The 20,627-nt window shown below is 68.7% G+C and carries 18 protein-coding genes; 10 read left to right on the top strand and 8 right to left on the bottom strand.

Going from position 1 to position 20,627, the window contains the following annotated elements; translation table 11 throughout:
- The first annotated feature begins 44 nt into the window (after positions 1-44).
- The 3 genes from U6958_RS31445 to U6958_RS31435 are packed head-to-tail and all read left to right on the top strand — an operon-like array spanning position 45 to position 2,778.
- Positions 45-1,028 carry an ABC transporter permease gene (locus U6958_RS31445; protein WP_074920928.1) on the top strand — a complete coding sequence of 328 codons (984 nt, stop codon included), beginning with the start codon at positions 45-47 and terminating at the stop codon, positions 1,026-1,028.
- Positions 1,025-2,023 (top strand): iron chelate uptake ABC transporter family permease subunit, encoded by a 999-nt coding sequence (locus U6958_RS31440; RefSeq protein WP_016449148.1) that lies wholly within the window; start codon positions 1,025-1,027, stop codon positions 2,021-2,023. The genes U6958_RS31445 and U6958_RS31440 overlap by 4 nt, the downstream gene beginning before the upstream one ends.
- On the top strand, positions 2,020-2,778 hold the full coding sequence (locus U6958_RS31435; protein WP_034363473.1) for an ABC transporter ATP-binding protein: 759 nt from the start codon (positions 2,020-2,022) through the stop codon (positions 2,776-2,778). Before U6958_RS31440 ends, U6958_RS31435 begins: the two co-directional genes overlap by 4 nt.
- Positions 2,779-2,846: 68 nt before the next feature.
- Here U6958_RS31435 and queA read toward each other — a convergent pair whose 3' ends face one another.
- Both queA and U6958_RS31425 read right to left on the bottom strand, forming a co-directional pair.
- Positions 2,847-3,947: a tRNA preQ1(34) S-adenosylmethionine ribosyltransferase-isomerase QueA gene (gene queA, locus U6958_RS31430; protein ID WP_074920818.1), complete on the bottom strand. Its 1,101-nt coding sequence runs from the start codon at positions 3,945-3,947 to the stop codon at positions 2,847-2,849.
- A gap of 97 nt (positions 3,948-4,044) precedes the next feature.
- Entirely contained in the window at positions 4,045-5,298 is a 1,254-nt protein-coding gene (locus tag U6958_RS31425) for an HD-GYP domain-containing protein (protein ID WP_016449151.1), read from the bottom strand.
- Positions 5,299-5,482: 184 nt separating this feature from the next.
- Between U6958_RS31425 and recG the strand changes: the two genes are divergently transcribed.
- The 6 genes from recG to ubiA all read left to right on the top strand — a co-directional run bounded on the left by recG (position 5,483) and on the right by ubiA (position 12,608).
- Positions 5,483-7,747, top strand: a complete 2,265-nt coding sequence (gene recG, locus U6958_RS31420; protein ID WP_074920816.1) for an ATP-dependent DNA helicase RecG — start codon at positions 5,483-5,485, stop codon at positions 7,745-7,747.
- A 343-nt stretch (positions 7,748-8,090) separates the two neighbouring features.
- Positions 8,091-8,864, top strand: a complete 774-nt coding sequence (locus U6958_RS31415; protein ID WP_043789162.1) for an MHYT domain-containing protein — start codon at positions 8,091-8,093, stop codon at positions 8,862-8,864.
- Positions 8,865-9,090: 226 nt separating this feature from the next.
- Positions 9,091-10,056 (top strand): LysR substrate-binding domain-containing protein, encoded by a 966-nt coding sequence (locus tag U6958_RS31410; protein WP_016449154.1) that lies wholly within the window; start codon positions 9,091-9,093, stop codon positions 10,054-10,056.
- A gap of 120 nt (positions 10,057-10,176) precedes the next feature.
- The gene (locus U6958_RS31405) at positions 10,177-10,764 is read left to right on the top strand and encodes a Dps family protein (RefSeq protein WP_016449155.1); all 588 of its coding nucleotides are present in this window, start codon (positions 10,177-10,179) and stop codon (positions 10,762-10,764) included.
- A gap of 50 nt (positions 10,765-10,814) precedes the next feature.
- Positions 10,815-11,612 carry a phosphatase PAP2 family protein gene (locus U6958_RS31400; RefSeq protein ID WP_016449156.1) on the top strand — a complete coding sequence of 266 codons (798 nt, stop codon included), beginning with the start codon at positions 10,815-10,817 and terminating at the stop codon, positions 11,610-11,612.
- Positions 11,613-11,738: 126 nt separating this feature from the next.
- Entirely contained in the window at positions 11,739-12,608 is an 870-nt protein-coding gene (ubiA, locus tag U6958_RS31395) for a 4-hydroxybenzoate octaprenyltransferase (RefSeq protein ID WP_074920813.1), read from the top strand.
- A gap of 73 nt (positions 12,609-12,681) precedes the next feature.
- Here ubiA and proC read toward each other — a convergent pair whose 3' ends face one another.
- From proC to U6958_RS31375, 4 genes are all read right to left on the bottom strand, one after another.
- The gene (gene proC, locus U6958_RS31390; protein WP_074920811.1) at positions 12,682-13,521 is read right to left on the bottom strand and encodes a pyrroline-5-carboxylate reductase; all 840 of its coding nucleotides are present in this window, start codon (positions 13,519-13,521) and stop codon (positions 12,682-12,684) included.
- Positions 13,522-13,553: 32 nt separating this feature from the next.
- Positions 13,554-14,345 (bottom strand): VOC family protein, encoded by a 792-nt coding sequence (locus U6958_RS31385; protein WP_074920809.1) that lies wholly within the window; start codon positions 14,343-14,345, stop codon positions 13,554-13,556.
- A gap of 38 nt (positions 14,346-14,383) precedes the next feature.
- Positions 14,384-15,400, bottom strand: a complete 1,017-nt coding sequence (locus U6958_RS31380) for a tripartite tricarboxylate transporter substrate binding protein (protein WP_074920807.1) — start codon at positions 15,398-15,400, stop codon at positions 14,384-14,386.
- Positions 15,401-15,465: 65 nt separating this feature from the next.
- The gene (locus U6958_RS31375; protein ID WP_016449161.1) at positions 15,466-17,163 is read right to left on the bottom strand and encodes a thiamine pyrophosphate-binding protein; all 1,698 of its coding nucleotides are present in this window, start codon (positions 17,161-17,163) and stop codon (positions 15,466-15,468) included.
- A gap of 95 nt (positions 17,164-17,258) precedes the next feature.
- Here U6958_RS31375 and U6958_RS31370 point away from each other — a divergent pair, with 95 nt between their 5' ends.
- On the top strand, positions 17,259-17,954 hold the full coding sequence (locus tag U6958_RS31370; protein WP_016449162.1) for a GntR family transcriptional regulator: 696 nt from the start codon (positions 17,259-17,261) through the stop codon (positions 17,952-17,954).
- A gap of 7 nt (positions 17,955-17,961) precedes the next feature.
- Here U6958_RS31370 and U6958_RS31365 read toward each other — a convergent pair whose 3' ends face one another.
- Both U6958_RS31365 and glpK read right to left on the bottom strand, forming a co-directional pair.
- Positions 17,962-19,119: an esterase-like activity of phytase family protein gene (locus U6958_RS31365; RefSeq protein ID WP_074920805.1), complete on the bottom strand. Its 1,158-nt coding sequence runs from the start codon at positions 19,117-19,119 to the stop codon at positions 17,962-17,964.
- Positions 19,120-19,130: 11 nt separating this feature from the next.
- Entirely contained in the window at positions 19,131-20,627 is a 1,497-nt protein-coding gene (gene glpK / locus U6958_RS31360) for a glycerol kinase GlpK (RefSeq protein ID WP_074920803.1), read from the bottom strand.

Genomic DNA, 20,627 nt, shown 5'->3' with positions numbered 1-20,627 from the left:
CCAAAGCGTTGAGCCCGCCTGTCGCCACCGCGCACGCCGTGCCCATGTCACGCCCCTCTCGCCAGGCCCTTGCCTGGCTTTTCGCGCTGGGCCTGCTGCTGGCGCTGTCGCTGGCCAGCCTGATGGTGGGCGCGGGCGACATGCACTGGAGCGTGCTGTGGTCGCGCAGCGAGGACGACCTGGCCAGCCAGGTGCTGGTCTACAGCCGCGTGCCGCGCACCCTGGCCCTGGTGCTGGCCGGCGCATCCATGGCGGTCTGCGGACTGCTCATGCAGATGCTGGCGCGCAACCATTTCGTGGAGCCTTCCACCGTGGGCACGGTGGAGTCGGCCAGCCTGGGCATGCTGGCCGCGTTCCTCTGGGTGCCGGACTGGCCGGTGATGGCCAAGATGGGCATCTCGGCCGTGGCGGCACTGCTGGGCACGGCGCTGTTCCTGGCCGTGCTCTCGCGCATCCGGCTGCGCTCGTCGTGGATGGTGCCCCTGGTCGGCCTGGTGCTGGCCGGCGTGCTGGAGGCTGCGGGCAGCTTCGTGGCGCTGCAGTTCGACATGATGCAGGCGCTCAAGTCCTGGTCCAACGGCGATTTCTCGCTGGTGGTTCAGGGCCGCTACGAGTTGCTGTGGCTGTCGCTGGGTGTCACCGCCCTGGCCTGCCTGGCGGCCGACCGCTTCACCGTCGCCGGCCTGGGCGAGAGCTTTGCCACCAATCTGGGCCTGAACTACCGGCGCCTGGTCTGGCAGGGGCTGGTGGTGGTGGCCGTGGCCACTTCCGCCGTGGTGGTCACGGCCGGCAGCCTTCCCTTTGTGGGACTGATCGTGCCCAACGTGGTGCGCCTGGTCCTGGGTGACAACGTCCGCCGCAGCGTGCTGTGGGTGGCGCTGATCGGCGCGGGCCTGACCCTGCTGTGCGATCTGGTCGGGCGCATGCTGATCGCGCCCTATGAAATCCCCGTGGGCACCGTGCTGGGCGTGCTGGGCAGTGCCTTGTTCCTGGCGCTCATCCTGCGCCGCCGCAAGGACCGAGCATGAGCAGCCTGCCGCAATCCGTTGCTTGCGCCGATCCGTCTGCGCGCAGTTGGGGCCGGGGCCGACGCCTGGCGCTGCTGGGAGGGCTGGCGCTGCTGTGCCTGCTGGCCTTCATGACCGTGGGCGTCAGGACCGACTGGGCCTTCGTGCTGGAGCACCGGGGCGCCAAGGTGCTGACCATGGCCCTGGTGGCCTGCGCCATCGGCCTGTCCACCGTGGTGTTCCAGACCGTGTCGCACAACACCATCCTCACGCCTTCGGTGATGGGGCTGGATGCGCTGTACCTGTTCGTGCAGGCGGCCATGGTGCTGATGCTGGGCGCGGCAGGCGTGTCCGCCATGGGCGAGGTCGGGCGCTATGCGCTCAACATCGTGCTGATGGTGGGCTTCAGCGTGCTGCTGATGCGCTGGCTCTTCGTGGGCCATGCCAGCAGCCTGCACCTGATGCTGCTGGTGGGCATGGTGGGTGGCATCTTCTTTCGCAGCCTGGCGGGGCTGGCCATGCGCGTGCTCGATCCCAATGAGTTCACGGCGCTGCAGGACCGCATGTTCGCCAACTTCAACGCGGTGAACCTGCAACTGCTGGTGCCGTCGCTGCTGCTGATCGCGCTGGGCAGCGCCTGGATCTGGCGCCAGCGCCACGTGCTGGACGTGATCTCGCTGGGGCGCGATGCCGCCATCGGCCTGGGCCTGGACTACGATGGCCGCGTGCTGCGGCTGCTGGCCGTGGTGGCCTGCATGGTGGCCGTGTCCACGGCCCTGGTCGGGCCTGTCATCTTCTTCGGTCTGCTGGTCAGCAACATGGCGTATCACGCCATGGGCACGCGCCGCCATGCCTGGGTGCTGCCTGCGGCCGTGCTCTGGGGCTGCGTGCTGCTCATGGGCGGCCAGGTGCTGCTGGAGCAGCTTTTTCAATTCAATACCGTGCTGAGCATCGTGGTGGAGTTCCTGGGTGGAATCGTCTTCATCGTGCTGCTCATGCGCAAGGGGACCCAATGATCGAGGTGCGTGATCTGCTCAAGCGCCATGGCGGCACGACCGTGCTGCAGGAGCTCAACTTCAACGTGCCCGAGCGGGCGCTGACGGCCATCATCGGCCCCAACGGGGCCGGCAAATCCACGCTGCTGTCCCTGGTCAGCCGCCTCATGCCGATCACGGAAGGCCAAGTGTTGGTGGCTGGCCGCGACGTGGCCACCACGCCCACCGAGGCGCTGGCGCGCATCATGGCCATCCTGCGCCAGGACAACCAGAGCACGCTGCGCCTGACGGTGCGCGACCTGGTGGGCTTCGGCCGCTTTCCGCACAGCAAGGGCCGGCTGGGCCCCGAGGATGTGCGCCATGTGGACGAGGCGCTGGAGTACCTGCAGCTCACGCCGCTGGCCGAGCGCTTTCTCGACGAGTTGTCAGGCGGCCAGCGCCAGCGCGCCTACATCGCCATGGTGCTGTGCCAGGACACGCCTTTCATCCTGCTGGACGAGCCGCTGAACAACCTGGACATGGCCCATGCCGTCAGCATGATGGGCCTGCTGCGCCGCGCCGTCACCGAACGCGGCAAGACCGTGGTCATGGTGCTGCACGACATCAACTTCGCCTCCTGCTACGCCGACCACATCATCGCGCTCAAGGACGGCCGCCTGGCCGTGGCGGGCACGCCGGCCGAGGTCGTGCAGGACGAGGTCCTCAGCACCCTCTACGGCATCCCCGTCAGCGTGCACGAGGTCAAGGGCCGCAGGCTCTGCCATTACTTTGGCTGAACATGCGGCGTTTCGGGCTTGGCGCGGCCTGAGGCGAGGGACACCAAGCAAGGGCCTAAGCCAGCCGCTCAGGGGGTGCTTTTCTTCTTCAACAGCATGGAGTCGCCATAGCTGAAGAAGCGGTACTCCTGCGCGATCGCATGGCGGTACAGCGCCATCACCTGCTCGTAGCCGGCGAAGGCGCTGACCAGCATCATCAGCGTGCTCTTGGGCAGGTGGAAGTTGGTGATCAGCAGATCGACCACCTGGTACTCGAAGCCCGGTGTGATGAAGATGCGCGTATCGCCTGAGAAGTTGCCCGTCTGGGCCCAGGACTCCAGCGTGCGCACCGTGGTCGTGCCCACGGCGATGATGCGGCCGCCGCGCTGGCGGCAGCGTTCCAGCGCGGCCAGGGTGGCCAGCGGGATTTCGTACCACTCGCTGTGCATCTGGTGGTCGGCCAGGTTCTCGGTCTTCACGGGCTGGAAGGTGCCGGCGCCCACGTGCAGCGTGACGCTGGCGCGTTCGATGCCGCGCTCGGCCAGGCGGGCCAGCACGGCGTCGTCGAAGTGCAGGGCGGCCGTGGGTGCGGCCACGGCGCCGGGGCGGGCCGCGAAGACGGTCTGGTAGCGCTCGCTGTCTTCGGCGGCATCGGGGTCGTTGCCGGTTTCCTGGTGGCGCTCGATGTAGGGCGGCAGCGGCAGATGGCCGAAGCGCTCCATCAGCTCATGGGGCGTCTCGCCGCGCGGGCCTTCAAAGCTCAGGTGGAACAGCGAGCCGTTCTCGTCGGGCCAGCGGCCACGCAGCACGGCGTCGAAGCCGCCACCGTTCTTGCCGCCGCACAGGTGGATGCGCGAGCCGGGCAGGGGTTTCTTGCTGACGCGCATGTGGGCCACGACGTCGTTGCCTTCCAGTACGCGCTCGACCAGCAGCTCCAGCCGGCCGCCGCTGGCCTTCTCGCCGAAGATGCGCGCCTTGATCACGCGCGTGTCGTTGAACACCAGCAGGTCGCCGGGCTGCAGCAGATCGGGCAGCTCGTGGAAGATGCGGTCGGCGGGCGGGTTGGCATCGTCGCGGCCGTCGAGCAGGCGCGAGGCACTGCGCTGGGCGGCAGGATGCTGGGCAATCAGCTTCTCGGGAAGCTCGAAGTCGAAATCGCTGAGCGAGAACACACGGGACAGGGAGGACATGCAGTGCTTGAGGGCCGGACATGGCCCGTTCCAAGTTCGTTGAACGGAAGCTGGCAATTGTCGCAAACCCTGGGGTCATCCCCGGAATTGCCGGTGGTCACCTGGCCATGGCGGCCTGGGGCTGGCGCTCGAACTCCAGCCACAGCGATTCCAGATCGGGGAAGTCCCAGTCCGCAGGGTCTTCGCGCGCGATGATGCGGTCGTTGCCCTGGCTTTCGGACAGGTCCTCGATCTCCGGCGTGATGCGGCAGGACTGGCGCAGCGAATAGAAGACCTTGACGCGCGGCGCCAGCAGGCTGGCCGGCGAGGCATCGACCACCACCGCCAGACGCTGCGAATGCAGGCGCACCAGCGAGCCCAGCGGGTAGATGCCCACGGTCTGCACGAACTGCTCGAACAGCCGCTTGTCGAAATGGCGCGGACTCCACTCGGCCATGCGACGCAGCGCCTCCGAAGGCGGCCAGCCCTTCTTGTAGGGCCGGTCCGAGGTGATGGCATCGTAGACGTCGCAGATCGCCGTCATGCGCGCCAGCAGGCCGATGTCGCCCTGCTGCAGCCCGTCGGGGTAGCCGCTGCCGTCCACCTTTTCATGGTGGTGCAGGCAGGCATCGATGACCTCGTCGTCCAGGCCCAGCGGGCGCAGCAGCTGCTCGCCGTGGCGTGGATGGGCGCGCATCAGCGCCCATTCGGCGTCGTCCAGCGGGCCGGGCTTGTTGAGCACGGTCACCGGAATGGCGGTCTTGCCCAGATCGTGCATGAGGCCGGCCATGCCGGCCTTGCGCAGGCTGTGGTCGTCCAGGCCCATGCGCTTGGCCAGGGCCACCATCAGCGCGCACACGGCCAGACTGTGCATGTAGGTGTAGTCGTCGGCGGTCTTCAGGCGGGCCAGGCCGATCAGCGCATGGGGATTGCGTGCAACGGAGGCCGTCACATCGTCCACCAGCTGTCCGGCGGCCGAGGCGTCCACGGGCCGGCCCAGCCGCGCATCGCTGAACAGGCGGCTCAGCAATTGCCTGGCCTGGGCGCAGGTCTGGGCCGCGCGGCGCAGCTCGGTGGCGGTGGAGATGGGGGCCGTGCTCTGCTCGGACGCAGGGCGGGCGTTGTCGGGGATCTGGTGGCGAAGCTCGTCCTGCGGGTCGAAGCGCAGGCAGGGCACCTGCACGCCCACGTCCAGGCCTTTGCGCACATCGATCCAGACTTCCTGGATGGAGGTGGCGCGCAGACGCTGGAGATCGGCCTCGGAGCGAAGCAGGAAACGGGTTCGCCAAAAGGGATGCTCCATCCAGGAGCCGCAGAACTCGTGCAGGAACATGCCCAGAGTGACATGCTGGACATTGATACGCTTCAACATGGCATTCGGTGGCGGGGTAACACTACGTAACGTCAGCGTGCATGGTAGCGGCTTCCCCAGAGACCCGGGGCGTCAAGGGTGCTTTGGGCAGGGCCGGCCGGCATGAACGTGGCGTGTTGCCTACACCTGTATATTCATACACTATGCTGCAAGCCAATGCGCATGTTCTGAAACAGGAAAGCCCATGCCCCTGAACGTCTCCTCTGCCTTTCCCGACCTGGGGCGCGACGCCCCTGGTGGCAAGGCCGCGCGCGCCGGCAAGGCAAAGGCTGGCGCAGGCAAGGGCGGCGCCAGGAAGGCCGGCAAGGCCTCGGCCACTTCGGGCGACAAGGCCGCCTCGCCTGCACAGCCCGCCGCCAGGCCTGCCGCCAGTCCCGCGCAGAAGGCGCTGCAGAAAATGGGCCTGGTGCGCGACATCGACCTTGCGCTGCACCTGCCGCTGCGCTATGAGGACGAGACCCGCATCACCGCGCTGCGCAATGCGCGCGAAGGCGATACGGTGCAGATCGAGGCCACGGTCACCCACAGCGAAGTGCAGCTGCGCCCTCGCCGCATGCTCAAGGTCACGGTGGACGACGGCACGGCCGAATGCGTGCTGACCTTCTTCAGCTTCTACCCTTCGCACCAGAAAACCCTGTCCGTGGGCGCGCGGCTGCGCATACGCGGCGAGGTCAAGGGCGGCTTCTGGGGACGGCAGATGCTGCACCCCGCGTTCCGCGCGGCCGGGGGGGATCTGCCCACGGCGCTCACGCCCGTCTATCCGGTGGCGGCAGGACTGCCCCAGGCCTATATCCGCCGCGCAGCGGCCACGGCGATGCTGCGGGCCGACCTCTCCGATACGCTGCCCGCAGGAGAGCACCCGCCCGTGGCCCATTTCCACGGCAACGGCGGGCTGCCGCCGCTGTTCAGCCTGCGTGACGCGCTGCAGTTCCTGCACCATCCCACGCCCGATGTGGCCCTGGCCACGCTGGAAGACCATTCGCATCCGGCCTGGCAGCGCCTGAAGGCCGAGGAACTGCTGGCCCAGCAACTGTCGCAATACGAGGCCAAGCGCGAGCGCGCGCGGCTCAGGGCGCCCGTGCTGCGCGCATTGCCCATGGACAGCGCCCAGGGACTGGCGCGCCAGTTTCTCGACCAGTTGCCCTTTGGCCTGACCGGTGCCCAGCAGCGCGTGGTGGGCGAGATCCTCGCCGACATGGAGCGCCGCATGCCCATGCACCGGCTGCTGCAGGGCGATGTGGGATCGGGCAAGACGGTGGTGGCGGCGCTGTCGGCCGTGGCCTGCATCGAGGCCGGCTGGCAGTGCGCGCTGATGGCGCCCACCGAAATCCTGGCCGAGCAGCATTTCGGCAAGCTGGTCGGCTGGCTGGAGCCGCTGCTGGCTCCGCTGGGCAAGCGCGTGGCCTGGCTGGCCGGCGCGCAGAAGAAGAAGGAGCGCACCGCCATGCTGGAGCTGGTCCGCAGCGGCGAGGCGGCCCTGGTGGTGGGCACGCATGCCGTCATCCAGGACCAGGTGGAGTTCAAGAACCTGGCGCTGGCCGTCATCGACGAGCAGCACCGCTTCGGCGTGGCCCAGCGGCTGGCGCTGCGCCAGAAACTCGCAGCCTCGGGCATGGAGCCCCATCTGCTGATGATGAGCGCCACCCCGATCCCGCGCACCCTGGCCATGAGCTACTACGCCGACCTGGATGTCTCCACCATCGACGAGCTGCCGCCTGGGCGTACGCCCATCGTCACCAAGCTCATTGCCGACAGCCGCAAGGACGAAGTCATCGAACGCATCGGCGCCCAGGTCGCCCAGGGGCGCCAGGTCTACTGGGTGTGTCCGCTGATCGAGGAAAGCGAGGCGCTGGACCTGTCCAACGCCACGGCCACCCACGCCTACCTCAGCGAGATGCTGCCCGATGTCATGGTCGGCCTGCTGCATTCGCGCATGCCCACGGCCGAGAAGAAGGCGGTGATGGAGCTGTTCTCGGCCGGCGTCATGGGCGTGCTGGTCTCCACCACGGTGATCGAAGTGGGCGTGGATGTGCCCAACGCTTCGCTCATGGTGATCGAGCATGCGGAGCGCTTTGGCCTGTCGCAGCTGCACCAGCTGCGCGGGCGCGTGGGACGGGGCGCTGCAGCTTCGGCCTGCGTGCTGCTGTATTCGGTGGGAGACAGCGGCCGCCTGGGCGAGACGGCCAAGGACCGGCTGCGTGCCATGGCCGAAACCAACGACGGCTTCGAGATCGCGCGGCGCGACCTGGAGATTCGCGGTCCGGGCGAATTCCTGGGTGCGCGCCAATCAGGCGCTCCCATGCTGCGCTTTGCCGATCTGGAGCAGGACCTGATGCTGCTCGACTGGGCCCGCGAGCTGGCGCCTCGCATGCTGGAGCAGCACCCGCAACTGGCCCAGCGGCATGTGGACCGCTGGTTGGGCGGCAAGGCCGAATTCCTCAAGGCCTGATGGGCCGGCCCCCGCTTGCGGGATGTTTCTGTTACGTATTTTTACGCGCACGGGCGCTGCCCGGTGGCGGCCTGCTCCGCAGGCCTGCAGCCCGCGCCAGGCAAGGTTTGCGTGTGCGTTGTAGCTGTCGGTAGGGAGCGCTTCATGCGGTCCTGGCGGTGACATCTGCGCGCGGCGACGGCATTGAGTATTTGTGACATTTTGGTACATTGAGTCGCAAAAAACAGGGTAGGTCCATCCGGGAGGGGATGGCCTGCCACTCCTCCCCACGCTTCCCCACGGGGAGGACGGCCGTGATCACTCTTGTGTTGTCCCATCTTTCTGAGAATGAGGAGCCGTCCACATGAATGAAGCCGTTCAAGCGAATGAACTCGTCGAGACCTCCTGGCGCATGGGCCTGGTGGCCCTGTCCTATGGCATTGCCGTGCTGGGCTCCTTCGTGGCCCTCACGGCGGCACAGCGCATCCGCGGGCGCACGGGAATCAGCTGGCTGAATCTGCTGGCGGCCGGCACGGCGCTGGGCGGCATAGGCGTGTGGTCCATGCATTTCACGGGCATGCTGGCGCTGAACCTGGGCATGGGCTCGGGCTACTCCATGGTCGAAACCCTGGTGTCCCTGGTGGCTGCCGTCGCTGCGACCTCGGTGGCGCTGGCCTTTGTCGCGCGGCGGCCCGAAAGCGGGTTGCGCGTGCTGGGCGCCGGCACCCTGCTGGGCCTGGGCGTGGCCTTCATGCATTACCTGGGCATGTACGGCATGCGCTTTCCGGGCTTCATCGTCTGGTCCGTTCCCACCGTGGTGCTGTCCGTGGCCATTGCCGTGGTGGCGGCCAGCGCCGCTCTTTGGCTGTCGTTTCGCACCGGCTCGCTGGGCATGCGGGCGCTGGCGGCTGCCGTGATGGGGGCGGCAGTATGCTCCATGCATTACACGGGCATGGCCGCAGCAGACTTTGTATGCATTTCCGAGACACAGCGGTATGCTCGGCCGCAAGGTTTTGCCGTGATCAGCGCTTTGGACCTTCCCGTCTTTACCGTGATCGTGGCCATAGGCCTGGCAGCATTGATAGGCATGGACCAGCTCATGCAGCAGCGCGACCGGATGCGCCGGCCGCTGCACTAGGTGGATAAATGCAAAAAGCCGGCAGGTCGGGGAGCGCGCAGTGGTCATGCGTGGACGAGGACTGGCACAATCGAAATAGGACAAATCCTAGAGTCTGCACAGGAACTTTTGAGGGGAGCACCCCGGCAACCGGGCCGCAAGGCCTGGTTGCACAAAGGTTTCGGCCCAGGTTCCAGGTCTAAGACCATCGTATTTCCCGAGGTTCCCTCCCAGACACAGCTCGCCAATGACACTTACCGAACTCAAATACATCGTGGCCGTGGCACGTGAAAAGCATTTTGGCCGCGCCGCCGAAGCCTGTTATGTGTCCCAGCCCACGTTGTCCGTGGCGATCAAAAAGCTGGAGGAGGAGCTCGATGTCAAGCTCTTCGAGCGCAGCGCCGGCGAAGTGTCGGTCACGTCGCTGGGAGAGGAGATCATCCGGCAGGCGCAAAGCGTGCTGGAGCAGGCCGCCGAGATCAAGGAAATCGCCAAGCGCGGCAAGGACCCGCTGTCGGGCGTGCTCACGCTGGGCGTGATCTACACCATCGGCCCCTACCTGCTGCCCGATCTGGTGCGCAACTCCATTCTGCGCACGCCGCAGATGCCGCTGATGCTGCAGGAGAACTACACCATCAAGCTGCTGGAGATGCTGCGCACGGGCGAGATCGACTGCGCCATCGTCGCCGAGCCCTTCCCCGACACCGGCCTGGCGCTGGCGCCGCTGTATGACGAGCCCTTCATGGCTGCCGTGCCCAGCACCCATGCGCTGGCCCAGAAGGACCATGTCTCCACCAGCGATCTCAAGAACGAGACCATGCTGCTGCTGGGCTCGGGCCACTGCTTCCGCGACCATGTGCTCCAGGTCTGCCCCGAGTTCGCACGCTATGCCAGCAATGCCGAAGGCATTCGCCGCACCTTCGAAGGTTCGTCGCTGGAGACCATCAAGCACATGGTGGCCGCCGGCATGGGCGTGACCCTGGTGCCGCGCCTGTCCGTGCCCGCCGATGCGCTGGAGACCACGGCGCGCCGCCGCAAGACCGACGAGCCGCACATCCGCTACCTGCCCATCCTCGAGGACGACGGCTCGGCCCCGCCCACGCGCCGCGTGGTCCTGGCCTGGCGCCGCAGCTTCACGCGCTACGAGGCCATCGCCGCCCTGCGCAACGCGGTCTACGCCTGCGCCTTGCCCGGCGTCAAACGCCTGTCCTGATGACTGCACCGCTGCGCGGGCCGTGCCTCCAGGGCCACCGCGCTTGCGTTATCGTTGCTTTCGGTCTCCGGGCGGTCTGCCCGGGGCATATTCCATCCGTACGAAGTTGAAAGGGATCCCATGGCCAAAAATGCCAGCAAAGACAAGTCCGGTGCAAAGAAGCCAGAGGCCGTGCAGGCCGCCAAGACCGTGCAGGCAGCGACGGCCGATGTCGCACCGGTGTCCGTGCGCTCCAGCGCCATCCACATCGGCATCAGCGACAAGGACCGTGCCGCCATCTCCAAGGGCCTGTCGGCCCTGCTGGCCGACACCTACACGCTCTATCTGACAACGCACAACTTCCACTGGAACGTCACGGGCCCGATGTTCAACACACTGCACACCATGTTCATGGGGCAGTACACGGAACTGTGGAACGCCGTTGATCCCATCGCCGAGCGCATCCGCGCCCTGGGCCATTTCGCACCGGGCTCCTATGCCGACTTCGGCAAGCTCACCAGCCTGGCCGACGTGCCCCACGATCCGCCCAAGGCCCTGGAGATGGTGCGCATCCTGGTGGCAGGCCATGAAGCCGTGGCACGCACGGCGCGCAGCCTCTTCCCGCTGGCCGACAAAGCCAGCGACGAGCCCACGGCCGACCTGCTGACCCAGCGCCTGACCGTGCATGAGCAGACCGCCTGGATGCTGCGTGCCCTGCTTGAAGAGTGATGCTGCACATGTCCCAAGCACCTGCCACGGCCCGGGAGTGATGACCGCGCATGCTCCGGACCTGGATTGACGCACACGCCGCCACGAGCGGCCTGTGCCTGGTACTGGCCGCCTTGGGCGGCCTTTTTTTCTACCTGCGCCTGCCCGCCGCCGCGCGGCTGCGCCATGCAGGCCTGCCGATGCCACGCGCCGCATGGCAGGGCCTGGTGGCGGCAGGCCTGCTGGCCGCGCTGGCCCTGGGCGTGATGGTGCGCGACATGCTGGGCCTGGGCCAGCCCGCAGGCTGCGACTCCTGCACCGACTGGCCGGTGCTGGACGATGCCCTGCACCAGTGGCTGGCCGGCCATGCCACCGATGCCTGGGTGCGCCCCGTGGTCGCCTTCACCCAGCTGGGCCATGTGGGCTGGATGGTGTCGCTGTCTGTTGCCGTGCTGGCGCTGCTGCTGTGGCGCCGCGACTGGCTGCATGCGGCCGCCTGGGTGGTGGCCACGGCGGGAGTCGGCCTGTGGATACGCGCCATCAAGACCAGCGTGGGCCGCCCGCGCCCCGTGGGCGGCTGGGTGCCCGAGGGCGGCTTCAGCTTCCCCAGCGGCCACAGCGCCGGCACCTTCGTGCTCTATCTGATGCTGGCCTGGCTGCTGCTGCCGTACCTGCGGCCTGCCTGGCGCTGGTGCGTGGGCCTGGCGGCCCTGGCCGTTGCCCTGGGCGTAGGCGCCAGCCGCGTCGTGCTGCGCGTGCACTATGCCAGCGATGTGCTGGCCGGCTGGCTGCTGGGCCTGGCCTGGATGGCGCTGGTGATCTGTGCCGTGGAGTGGGCGCAAACCCGCGTTGCCGGCAGGCGCGGCTGAGGCGCGCCGCCGAGCCCGCCCGCCCAGCGGCGACAATGCGGGCATTTTCGAATGTGATGCGTGCGATGGTCGGCCCACGGCCGCCATCGGCGCCCAGACGCCATGCCTACCACCTCCTCCACGCCCATGCCTGCGCCCCGGCGCAGCAAACTGTCGCTCTACCTGGACCTGGTCCGCTTCAACCGGCCGGCCGGCTGGCTGGTCCTGGTCTGGCCCACGCTGGCCGCACTGTGGGTGGCAGCGGGCGGGTTTCCGGGCTGGCATCTGCTGGTGGTCTTCGTGCTGGGAACGGTGCTGATGCGCAGCGCCGGCTGCTGCATCAACGACATCGCCGACCGCGATTTCGACCGCCACGTCAAGCGCACCACGCAGCGGCCCATCACCTCGGGGCAGGTCTCGGTCAAGGAGGCCGCTCTGCTGGGCGCGGCCCTGGCCCTGGTCTCGCTGGGCCTGGTGCTGACCACGCGCTGGGAGGCCGTGGCCTGGTCCGTGCCCGCCGTGCTGTTCACCATCCTCTACCCGTTCACCAAGCGCTTCTTCGCCATGCCCCAGGCCTTCCTGGGCATTGCCTTCAACTTCGGCATCGTCATCGCCTTCGCCGCCGTGCAGGGGCAGGTGCCCGCCACGGCCTGGATTCTGTGGTTGGCCAACATGTTCCTGGTGCTGGCCTATGACACCGAATACGCCATGGTGGACCGCGACGATGACCTCAAGATCGGCATGAAGACCTCGGCCATCACCCTGGGCCGCTTCGACGTGGTGGCCGTCATGGGTTTCTTCGTGCTCTGCGGCCTGCTCACGGTCTGGGCGTTGGCACCCTTCGGCCTGGCCTGGCCTTTCTGGCTGGGCCTGGCCGTGGCTGCGGCCCAGGTGATCTGGCACTTCACCCTGATCCGCCACCGCACGCGCGAAGGCTGCTTCGTCGCCTTCAGCAAGAGCCACTGGATCGGTGCCAGCCTGTTCGCGGGCGTGGCGCTGGGGTTTGCGCTGCGCTGAGGGCTCAGCGCTGAAAAAACAAGGGAGGCCGGTGCCTCCCTTTTGCATGGTGCCTGGGCGCGCTGCGTCGGGCTCAGCGGCCGAACTCGGCGGCCAGCTCCTTGGCCCGTGTTTCCGCCGCCCGCATGGCGGCCACGAAATGCTCGGGCACCTGCTGCGCCTGCAGGTGGGTGATGGCGGCGTGGGTGGTGCCGCCCTTGCTGGTGACGCGCTGGCGCAGCACGTCGGCGCTTTCGGTGGAGCGGGCGGCCAGCTCCGACGCGCCCTGGAAGGTGGCCACGCCCAGGCGGTAGGACTGCTCGGCCGTGAGGCCCATGTCCACGCCAGCCTGTGTCATGGCTTCGAGGAACAGGAAGACATAGGCCGGGCCCGAGCCCGACAGGGCGGTCACGGCGTCCAGGTGCGCTTCCTGGTCGACCCAGACGAACTGGCCCGTGGTGGCCACCAGCTGCTCGATTGCGCTCTTGCCTGCGGCATCGACCTGGGCGCGGGCGAACAGGCCCGTCATGCCCTTGCCCACCAGGGCCGGCGTGTTGGGCATGGCGCGCACGATGCGGCCCGTGCCCAGCCACTGGGCGATGGCGTCCGTGGGAATGCCGGCGGCCACGCTCAGGTGCAGGGCCTGGGCGGTGTGCGGCGCCACGGCCTGGGCGGCTTCCTTGAAGGTCTGGGGCTTGACGGCCCAGACCACGATGCCGGCACCGTCCAGCGCGCTGGCGGCGGCCGCGGCATCGGCATGTGCCGTGATGCCGAAGTTCGTGCGCAGCGCGTCGCGTGCAGCCTCGAAGGGTTCGACGACGACGATGCGGTCTGCGGATTGGCCCTGGCCGATCAGTCCGCCGATGATGGCGCTGGCCATGTTGCCGCCACCGATGAAGGCGATGACAGGGGAGGCTGTGGAAACGGTGTTCATGCTGGTGGCGGTGGAGAAGGAAAACGAAGAGTTTAGAGCGTGTTCCCACCGTGCCAGCGCATGTCCACGCCATGGCTGGCGGCCAGGTCCAGGGGCTGTGCCGGGGCGCCGGGCCGCTGGCGCAGGGTGAGCGTGCAAGGGCCCTCTCCGCGGGTGGCAAGGCGCTGGCGCAGTGCGTCGCAGGCCGTCAGTGCCTGCGCGCCTTGCAGCAGCAGGTCGAACCCCGGCAATGCCAGCCGCGCGCCCTGGTTGTCCAGCTTCTCCAGCGGCAGGCCCGGGCCCAGCAGCGCCCGGTAGCGGTCCAGGCTGGCGTCCAGATCGTGCACGGCGACGGTCAGCGAGGCCACACCCAGCGCGCCGTTGGGATGCTCGCGCACGCTGCCTTCGGGCACGCGCAGCGCGCGCGGCGTGACGTCGCCGCACAGGAAGGGCAGGTCGGGCGTGGCGTGGCGCGCCGTCTGCCACAGCAGTTGCGCGCCATCGGGGCGCACGCGGCCTCCGTCCACGGGGCCGACCAGGGTGTCCAGCCCCCGCCCGCGCGCCTCGGCCAGGGCCTGGGAGGTGCTTTGGGGCAGCAGGGCGAAGTCCACCAGCCCTTCGCCATGGTCGCGCAGCGTGCGGTACCAGCGCTCTTCGGGGGCCGGAGCGGTCCAGGCAATGATCTCCAGGTAGGCGCCGTCGGCAAAGACGATCAGCGCGTTGTGCGAGGTGCGGCCCGGATGGCGGCCGCCGATGACGACCTGGAAGCCCAGCGCGCGGTAGTCCGCCACGGCGGCCTCGAGGTCCTGCACGGCGATGACGATGTGGTCCAGCGGAAGTGCCATGAATGCTCCTGTGTTGTAAGGGGGGGCCGTCCGGATTCTCAGTCTTCGAGCTGAATCTTGTTGTCCCGCACGAAGCGGCCCCAGCGCTCATATTCCTGGCGCACCCAGCGGTCGAGGGCGGGTCCGTCCGTGGCCATGACTTCGAAGCCCGACTGCATGAGCTTGCTGCGGATGTCGGGCGTGTTCAGCGTGGCCTGGAAGTCTTCGGTGAGCTTGTGCACCGTGGCGGCCGGCGTGGCGGAAGGCGCGAACACGCCGATCCACGAATAGGCCTCGAAGCCCGCAAAGCCCGATTCGGCCACGGTGGGCACGTCGGGCAGCTCGGGCAGGCGCTTGAGGCCGGTCACCGCCAGCGGCTTGATCTTGCCCGCCGAAATCTGGCCGCGCAGCGCCGCGTAGCTGAGCAGCGTGAGGTCGGACACATTGCCGAGCACGGCCTGCACGGCCGGGCCGCCGCCGCCGTAGGGCACGTGCAGCACGTAGGTGCCCGAGCGGCGCTTGATGTCTTCCATCACCAGGTGGTTCATGGACCCCAGGCCGGTCGATGCGTAGCTGTATTTGCCCGGGTTGCGGCGCGCCAGCTCCAGGAAGCCGGCCAGGTTCTTGGCGGGCACCGAGGCCGAAGCGCCGATCACCAGCGGAAAGCGAAGCGCCAGCGACACGCCCGTGAAGTCCTTGAAGGTGTCGTAGGGCAGCCGGGACTTGGCGATGGGATTGATGGCATGGGTGTCGAAGCTGAACAGCAGGGTGTTGCCGTCCGGGGCCGACTTGGCCACGTACTGGGTGGCGATCTGGCTGGCGGCGCCGGGGCGGTTCTCGACGATCACCGACCGCCCGCTCACCTCGCCCAGGCGCGGCTGCAGTATGCGCGCGGCGATGTCGGTGCTGCCCCCTGGCGGGAAGGTGATGACCAGCTTGAGCGGGGCGGCACCCTGCGCGGATGCCGTGCCCGCCGTCCCCAGCAGGGATGCGGCGGCCATGGCCAGCAGCAGCTGGCGGCGGTAGAGGTGGCGTGAAGGGCTGCGTGTAGGGCTGCGTGAAGGGCGGCAGGGCATGGAAACTCCTTTTCAAGCGCATTGACGGGCAGAGGGGAGAGGGGGTCTGTGCGTGGGGCCTGGCGTCAACCCATCCATTGGCTCACCGGCACGGCCGTGTCCTGGAGCTCTTGCGAGATCACATCCACCAGCGCCGGGCCGTCGTGCATCAGCGCAGCCTTGAGCGCGGCTTCGAGGTCTGCCGGGTCCTCCACGCGCCATGCCTTGACGCCGAAGGCCTCGGCCACGCGGGCATGGTGGGTGCGGTTGAAGTCGACGGAGAAGTAGCGTTCATCGTAGCCGGACTTCTGGCTGGCCTTGATCCAGCCGAACACGCTGTTGGAGAACACGATCATCTTCAGCGGCACGTTGCGGCGCACGATGGTTTCCAGCTCGCCGCAGGTGAAGCCGAAACTGCCGTCGCCCATGACCGCGACCACCACGGAATCGGGCTGGCCGATGGCTGCGCCAAAGCCGGCGGACATGGCAAAGCCCAGCGCCCCGTGCGCGCGGTTGGTGATGAAGTGCCGGCCGGCCTGGGGCGCGTCGAAATAGGCCGTGAAGTAGGGGCAGGGCGTGCCGGGGTCGGCCACCACGATGGCGCGCGCGGGCAGCAGGCGGTTGAGCGTGTCCACCACGCGCTCGGGCTTGATGGGGCGCTCCAGCGAGGCGGCCAGCGGCGCGAAGAAGGCCAGCTTGGCGGCGCGCGCGGTGGCCGCCAGCGCGGCGCCGTCCGCGGCATCGGCGGGGCGGCGGGCGATGCGCTGCTGCACGGCTGCGTGCAGCGCCTGCAGGCCCAGCAGGGCGTCGCCCACCAGGGCCACGTCGGTGCGGTAGTTGGTGCCTATGGTCATGGCGTCCACGTCCAGATGGACGATGGTCACCTTGCGCGAGGGCATCTGCCAGTGCTCGGTGGTGGTGGAGCCGGCGCGTGCGCCGATGAACATCACCAGATCGGCCTGCGCCACCACGGCGCGCGTGGCCTCGACGCCGCCATTGGTGCCCACCACGCCGGCATTGAGCGGATGGCTGCCGGCAAGACTGCCCTGGCCGCTGACGCTGGAGCACACGGGCGCGTTGAGCAGGGTGGCCAGCGCATCCAGCGCGGCGCCGGCGCCCGCGATGAGCACGCCGCCGCCGCAGATCAGCACGGGGGAGCGTGCCGCCACCAGGCGGTCGGCTGCCTCGGCCACGGCCGCCGGATCGGGCGCGGACCGGTAGGCGGGATAGCGGTCATGGCCGGGCTGGGCCCAGACATCGGCCGGATCCAGCGCGTGCTTTTGCACGTCATAGGGCAGGCAGATATGGGTGGCGCCCGGCCGGCCCGTGGTCATGGCGCGAAAGGCGCTGCGCACGGCATGCGGAATCTGGTCCACGCGGTCGATGGTGGTATTCCACTTGGTCAGCGGCCTGTACAGCGCCTGCTGGTCCAGTTCGGTCAGCGGGAACTTGCCGCGTGCGCCCACGGAGACGTCCGAGGTGATGCCCAGCACGGGCACCGAGGATTCGTTGGCCTCGGCCAGGCCGGGCAGCAGGTAGGTGGCGCCGCCGCCGCTGGGGCCTTCGCACACGCCCACCTTGCCTGTGACGCGCGCATAGGCGTCGGCCATGTAGCCGGCGCTGCGCTCGTCCCGCGTGAGGATGTGGTCCATGCCGTGGTCCAGCCGCGCCATGGCGTCGTAGAAGGGCAGGCTGGTGTCGCCGCACAGGCCGAAGATGTGCTTGACGCCGTTGAGCTGAAGCATGCGGACCATGGCGTCGGCGCCATTGAAAGCGGTGGTCATGTCGGGAGTCTCCGGGCAGGTTGGATGAGGGGTTTTTAAGAATCCATTTCAGTATACTTAAAAGTATCCAAAGCGCCAGAGGGCACAATGGCGCCATGAAAATCTCCAACATCCGCCACGAACGGGGCTCCAGCGTCTACAGCACGCTGCGTGACATGGCCATTTCCTACGAGTTCAAACCGGGCGAGCGCCTGAGCGAGAGCGAACTGGCGCTGCGCCTGGGCGTGAGCCGCACGCCCGTGCGCGAGGCACTGACGCGGCTGGTGGCCGACGGTTTTCTGCTGCCCGCCAGCCGCGGCTACATGCGGCGCGAACTGGACGTGAAGGAGTCACTGGACCTGTACGAGGCCCGCGTGGCCGTGGAGCGCGAATGCGTGCGCTTGGCCGTGGAGCGCGCCACCGATGCCCAGATCGACGAGGCGCGGGCCTATCTGGAGCAGAGCCAGCGCGTGGCCTCCGACACGCCGGTGCGGCAGCTGGTGGACCTGGACGAGGGATTCCATCTGCGCATTGCCGACATGGCTGGCAATGCCGAGCTGCGGCGCATGCTGGTGAGCCTGAACGAGCGCATCCGCTTCATCCGGTGGATCGACATGGAGAACGTGGGGCGCGCCTCCACCCAGCACGAGCACCTGGAAATCCTGCAGGCCTTGAGCGACCGCGACGCCCAGGCCAGCGAGCGCCTGATGGCCGAGCACATCGGCCTGCGGCGCGAGCAGATCGTGGAGGCGATTGCGCGCGGTCTGACGCGCATCTACCTGCCGCAGGAGCAGGTGCAGGCCACGCCCTGAAGCGCCTTCAGGGGGCGCAGGGCGTCGAGGGCCGGTAGGCGGTGACCAGGATCTGGTTGGCCTGCGCCGGGTTGAAGTTGTCGTCGCTGGCGAACACCAGCACGCGCGTGCCATCGGGCAGCGGCGGGCCCCAGGACATGGCCTCCATGTTGTCCAGCCGCCCGCGCTGAACCGTGGACAGGTCGGCAATCAGCTGCTTGGCTGCCACCTGCGGCGGGTTGCGCATGAAGCTGTCCATGGCCAGCGTATCGGTCGCTTGCAGGCCGATGCGGTACAGCCGCGCGCCAAAGCCGTGGCCCGGGCTGTAAGAGCGCTCCAGTACCAGCAGATGGTCGGGACCGTCCGGCAGGATTTCGCTGATGCCGTTGACCTCGCGCTGGGGCAGGGCCCAACTGGCGGCCGGCACGGCATCGGGCTGGTAGGCGATCTGGCGCAGCAGCCGGCCGTCGTCCAGGCTGACCAGGCTGATGCGCACGGGCGCGCCTGCCGTGGCGGCGCTGGCGCGCGGTCCGTCCTGGCGCAGCGGCGCCTCCAGGGCCAGCCAGGCCTGCTGTCCGTCCGGCGTGACGGCCAGCCCCTCGAAGCCGAAGTTCGAGCGCAGGCCCGGCCTGCCGTCCTTGTCCCTGAATGCGTAGAACCACCGTGCGATCTGGCGGCCCGTGGCGTCGGTCCTCACCAGCGAGGTGCCAAAGCCCCGGCCCGGGTCGCCTTCATCGGTCCACAGCAGGCCGCCGTCCGGCAGCAGGCGGATGGTTTCGGGGTCGGGCACGGGCTGGGTGGCGGACGCGGCATGGCGCGGGCGCAGCCAGTGGCCTTCGGTATCCCGCAGCGGGTGCACCTCGGTGACCTGCGCCTGCCAGGGGTTGGGGCCGGCGCGCTGGCCGGCGTCCAGCGGCTCTATGCGCAGCCGCATCCAGCGTGCGGGCCCGCGGGCCGAGCGGTCATCGCTGATGGCCACGTAGTCGCCGCGCTGCGCGTCGTAGTCCAGGCCCGAGATGCCGCCTGTGATGGCGCCGTCGATGGGCTCGTCCCGCGCAAGGGTGGCGCTGCCCAGCCATTGCAGGCGTGCGCAGGCGGTGGGCTGCGGGACCGGCAGCGCCTGCGGTGGCGCGGCACAGCCTGCCAGCCACAGGCCGCAAGCCACCAGGCTGGCAAGCCGGCGCAAGACAGTCAGCCTCAGGCCGCCAGCGCGGTCTGGGCCACCGCATGCTCCCAGCGCGCCATCAGCTCGTCGGCGCGGTGCTTGTCCAGCGTGGGCACGAAGCGGCGCTCGGCCTTCCACAGCGCCGACAGTTCCTCGGTGCTCTGGTACACGCCCGAGGACAGGCCCGCCAGGTAGGCCGCGCCCAGGGCCGTGGTCTCCACGCAGGCCGGGCGCACGACGGGAATGCCCAGCAGGTCGGCCTGGAACTGCATGAGCAGGTTGTTGACGCAGGCGCCGCCGTCCACGCGCAGTTCGCTCACCGGCGCGCCGCCGCTGGCCACCGCATCGCGGCTCATGGCCAGCAGCAGGGCGGCGCTCTGGAAGGCGATGGATTCCAGCGCGGCCCGCGCAATGTGGGCCATGGTGGTGCCGCGCGTCAGGCCCGTGATGGTGCCGCGCGCATCGGGCTTCCAGTAGGGGGCGCCCAGTCCGGTGAAGGCCGGCACCATCATCACGCCGCCCGAGTCGGGCACGCTCTCGGCCAGTTGCTGCACCTGGCCGCTGTGCTCGATGGCGCGCAGCCCGTCGCGCAGCCACTGGACCACGGCGCCGCCCACGAAGACGCTGCCTTCCAGCGCATAGGCCGGCGTAGCGGTGGGCTGTGCCGCAGCGGTGGTCAGCAGGCCGTTGGCAGAGGTCTGGAACACGCCGCCTGTGTGCATGAGCATGAAGCAGCCCGTGCCATAGGTGTTCTTGGCCATGCCGGCCGAAAAGCAGGCCTGGCCGAAGAGGGCGCTTTGCTGGTCGCCGGCCACGCCGCCGATGGCGATCTCGCCGCCCAGCACCTCGGCTGCCGTGCGGCCGAAATCGGCGGCGGAAGGCAGCACCTCGGGCATCAGCGCGCGCGGAATCTCCAGCAGCGCCAGCAGATCGTCGTCCCACTGGTTGGTGTGGACGTTGAACAGCATGGTGCGGCTGGCGTTGGAGACATCGGTCACATGGCGGCGTCCGCCCGTGAGCTGCCAGATCAGCCAGCTGTCCACGGTGCCGAAGGCCAGTTCGCCGCGCTCGGCGGCGGCGCGTGCGCCATTGACGTTGTCCAGGATCCAGCGCAGCTTGGTGCCCGAGAAATAGGCGTCGATCAGCAGGCCGGTCTTGCGCTGGATGGTGTCGGCATGGCCGGCCTCGCGCAGCTGGGCGCACAGCGGCTCGGCGCGGCGGTCCTGCCAGACGATGGCGTGGTGCAGGGGTTGGCCCGTGGCGCGGTTCCAGACCATGGTGGTCTCGCGCTGGTTGGTGATGCCCAGGGCGCGGATGTCGGCCGCCGCCAGCCCGGCCTTGGCCAGGGCCTCGCGCGCCGTGGCCAGCTGGGTGCGCCAGATCTCGCGCGGATCGTGCTCCACCCAGCCGGGGCGGGGATAGATCTGCGGCAGCTCCAGCTGGGCAGAGGCCACGATGCGGCCCTGGGTGTCGAAGACGATGCTGCGCGAGCTGGAGGTGCCCTGGTCCAGGGCAAGCAGATAGGTCAT

The sequence above is a fragment of the Delftia lacustris genome (assembly GCF_040267515.1).
Classification (GTDB): domain Bacteria; phylum Pseudomonadota; class Gammaproteobacteria; order Burkholderiales; family Burkholderiaceae_C; genus Comamonas; species Comamonas tsuruhatensis.
This window is presented reverse-complemented; position numbering and strand designations above follow the sequence as displayed.

Coding starts and splice junctions, on each gene's coding strand:
- U6958_RS31445 (WP_074920928.1), top strand. CDS start 45: ATGTCACGCCCCTCTCGCCAGGCCCTTGCCTGGCTTTTCGCGCTGGGC.
- U6958_RS31440 (WP_016449148.1), top strand. CDS start 1,025: ATGAGCAGCCTGCCGCAATCCGTTGCTTGCGCCGATCCGTCTGCGCGC.
- U6958_RS31435 (WP_034363473.1), top strand. CDS start 2,020: ATGATCGAGGTGCGTGATCTGCTCAAGCGCCATGGCGGCACGACCGTG.
- queA (WP_074920818.1), bottom strand. CDS start 3,947: ATGTCCTCCCTGTCCCGTGTGTTCTCGCTCAGCGATTTCGACTTCGAG.
- U6958_RS31425 (WP_016449151.1), bottom strand. CDS start 5,298: ATGTTGAAGCGTATCAATGTCCAGCATGTCACTCTGGGCATGTTCCTG.
- recG (WP_074920816.1), top strand. CDS start 5,483: ATGCCCCTGAACGTCTCCTCTGCCTTTCCCGACCTGGGGCGCGACGCC.
- U6958_RS31415 (WP_043789162.1), top strand. CDS start 8,091: ATGAATGAAGCCGTTCAAGCGAATGAACTCGTCGAGACCTCCTGGCGC.
- U6958_RS31410 (WP_016449154.1), top strand. CDS start 9,091: ATGACACTTACCGAACTCAAATACATCGTGGCCGTGGCACGTGAAAAG.
- U6958_RS31405 (WP_016449155.1), top strand. CDS start 10,177: ATGGCCAAAAATGCCAGCAAAGACAAGTCCGGTGCAAAGAAGCCAGAG.
- U6958_RS31400 (WP_016449156.1), top strand. CDS start 10,815: ATGCTCCGGACCTGGATTGACGCACACGCCGCCACGAGCGGCCTGTGC.
- ubiA (WP_074920813.1), top strand. CDS start 11,739: ATGCCTGCGCCCCGGCGCAGCAAACTGTCGCTCTACCTGGACCTGGTC.
- proC (WP_074920811.1), bottom strand. CDS start 13,521: ATGAACACCGTTTCCACAGCCTCCCCTGTCATCGCCTTCATCGGTGGC.
- U6958_RS31385 (WP_074920809.1), bottom strand. CDS start 14,345: ATGGCACTTCCGCTGGACCACATCGTCATCGCCGTGCAGGACCTCGAG.
- U6958_RS31380 (WP_074920807.1), bottom strand. CDS start 15,400: ATGCCCTGCCGCCCTTCACGCAGCCCTACACGCAGCCCTTCACGCCAC.
- U6958_RS31375 (WP_016449161.1), bottom strand. CDS start 17,163: ATGACCACCGCTTTCAATGGCGCCGACGCCATGGTCCGCATGCTTCAG.
- U6958_RS31370 (WP_016449162.1), top strand. CDS start 17,259: ATGAAAATCTCCAACATCCGCCACGAACGGGGCTCCAGCGTCTACAGC.
- glpK (WP_074920803.1), bottom strand. CDS start 20,627: ATGACCTATCTGCTTGCCCTGGACCAGGGCACCTCCAGCTCGCGCAGC.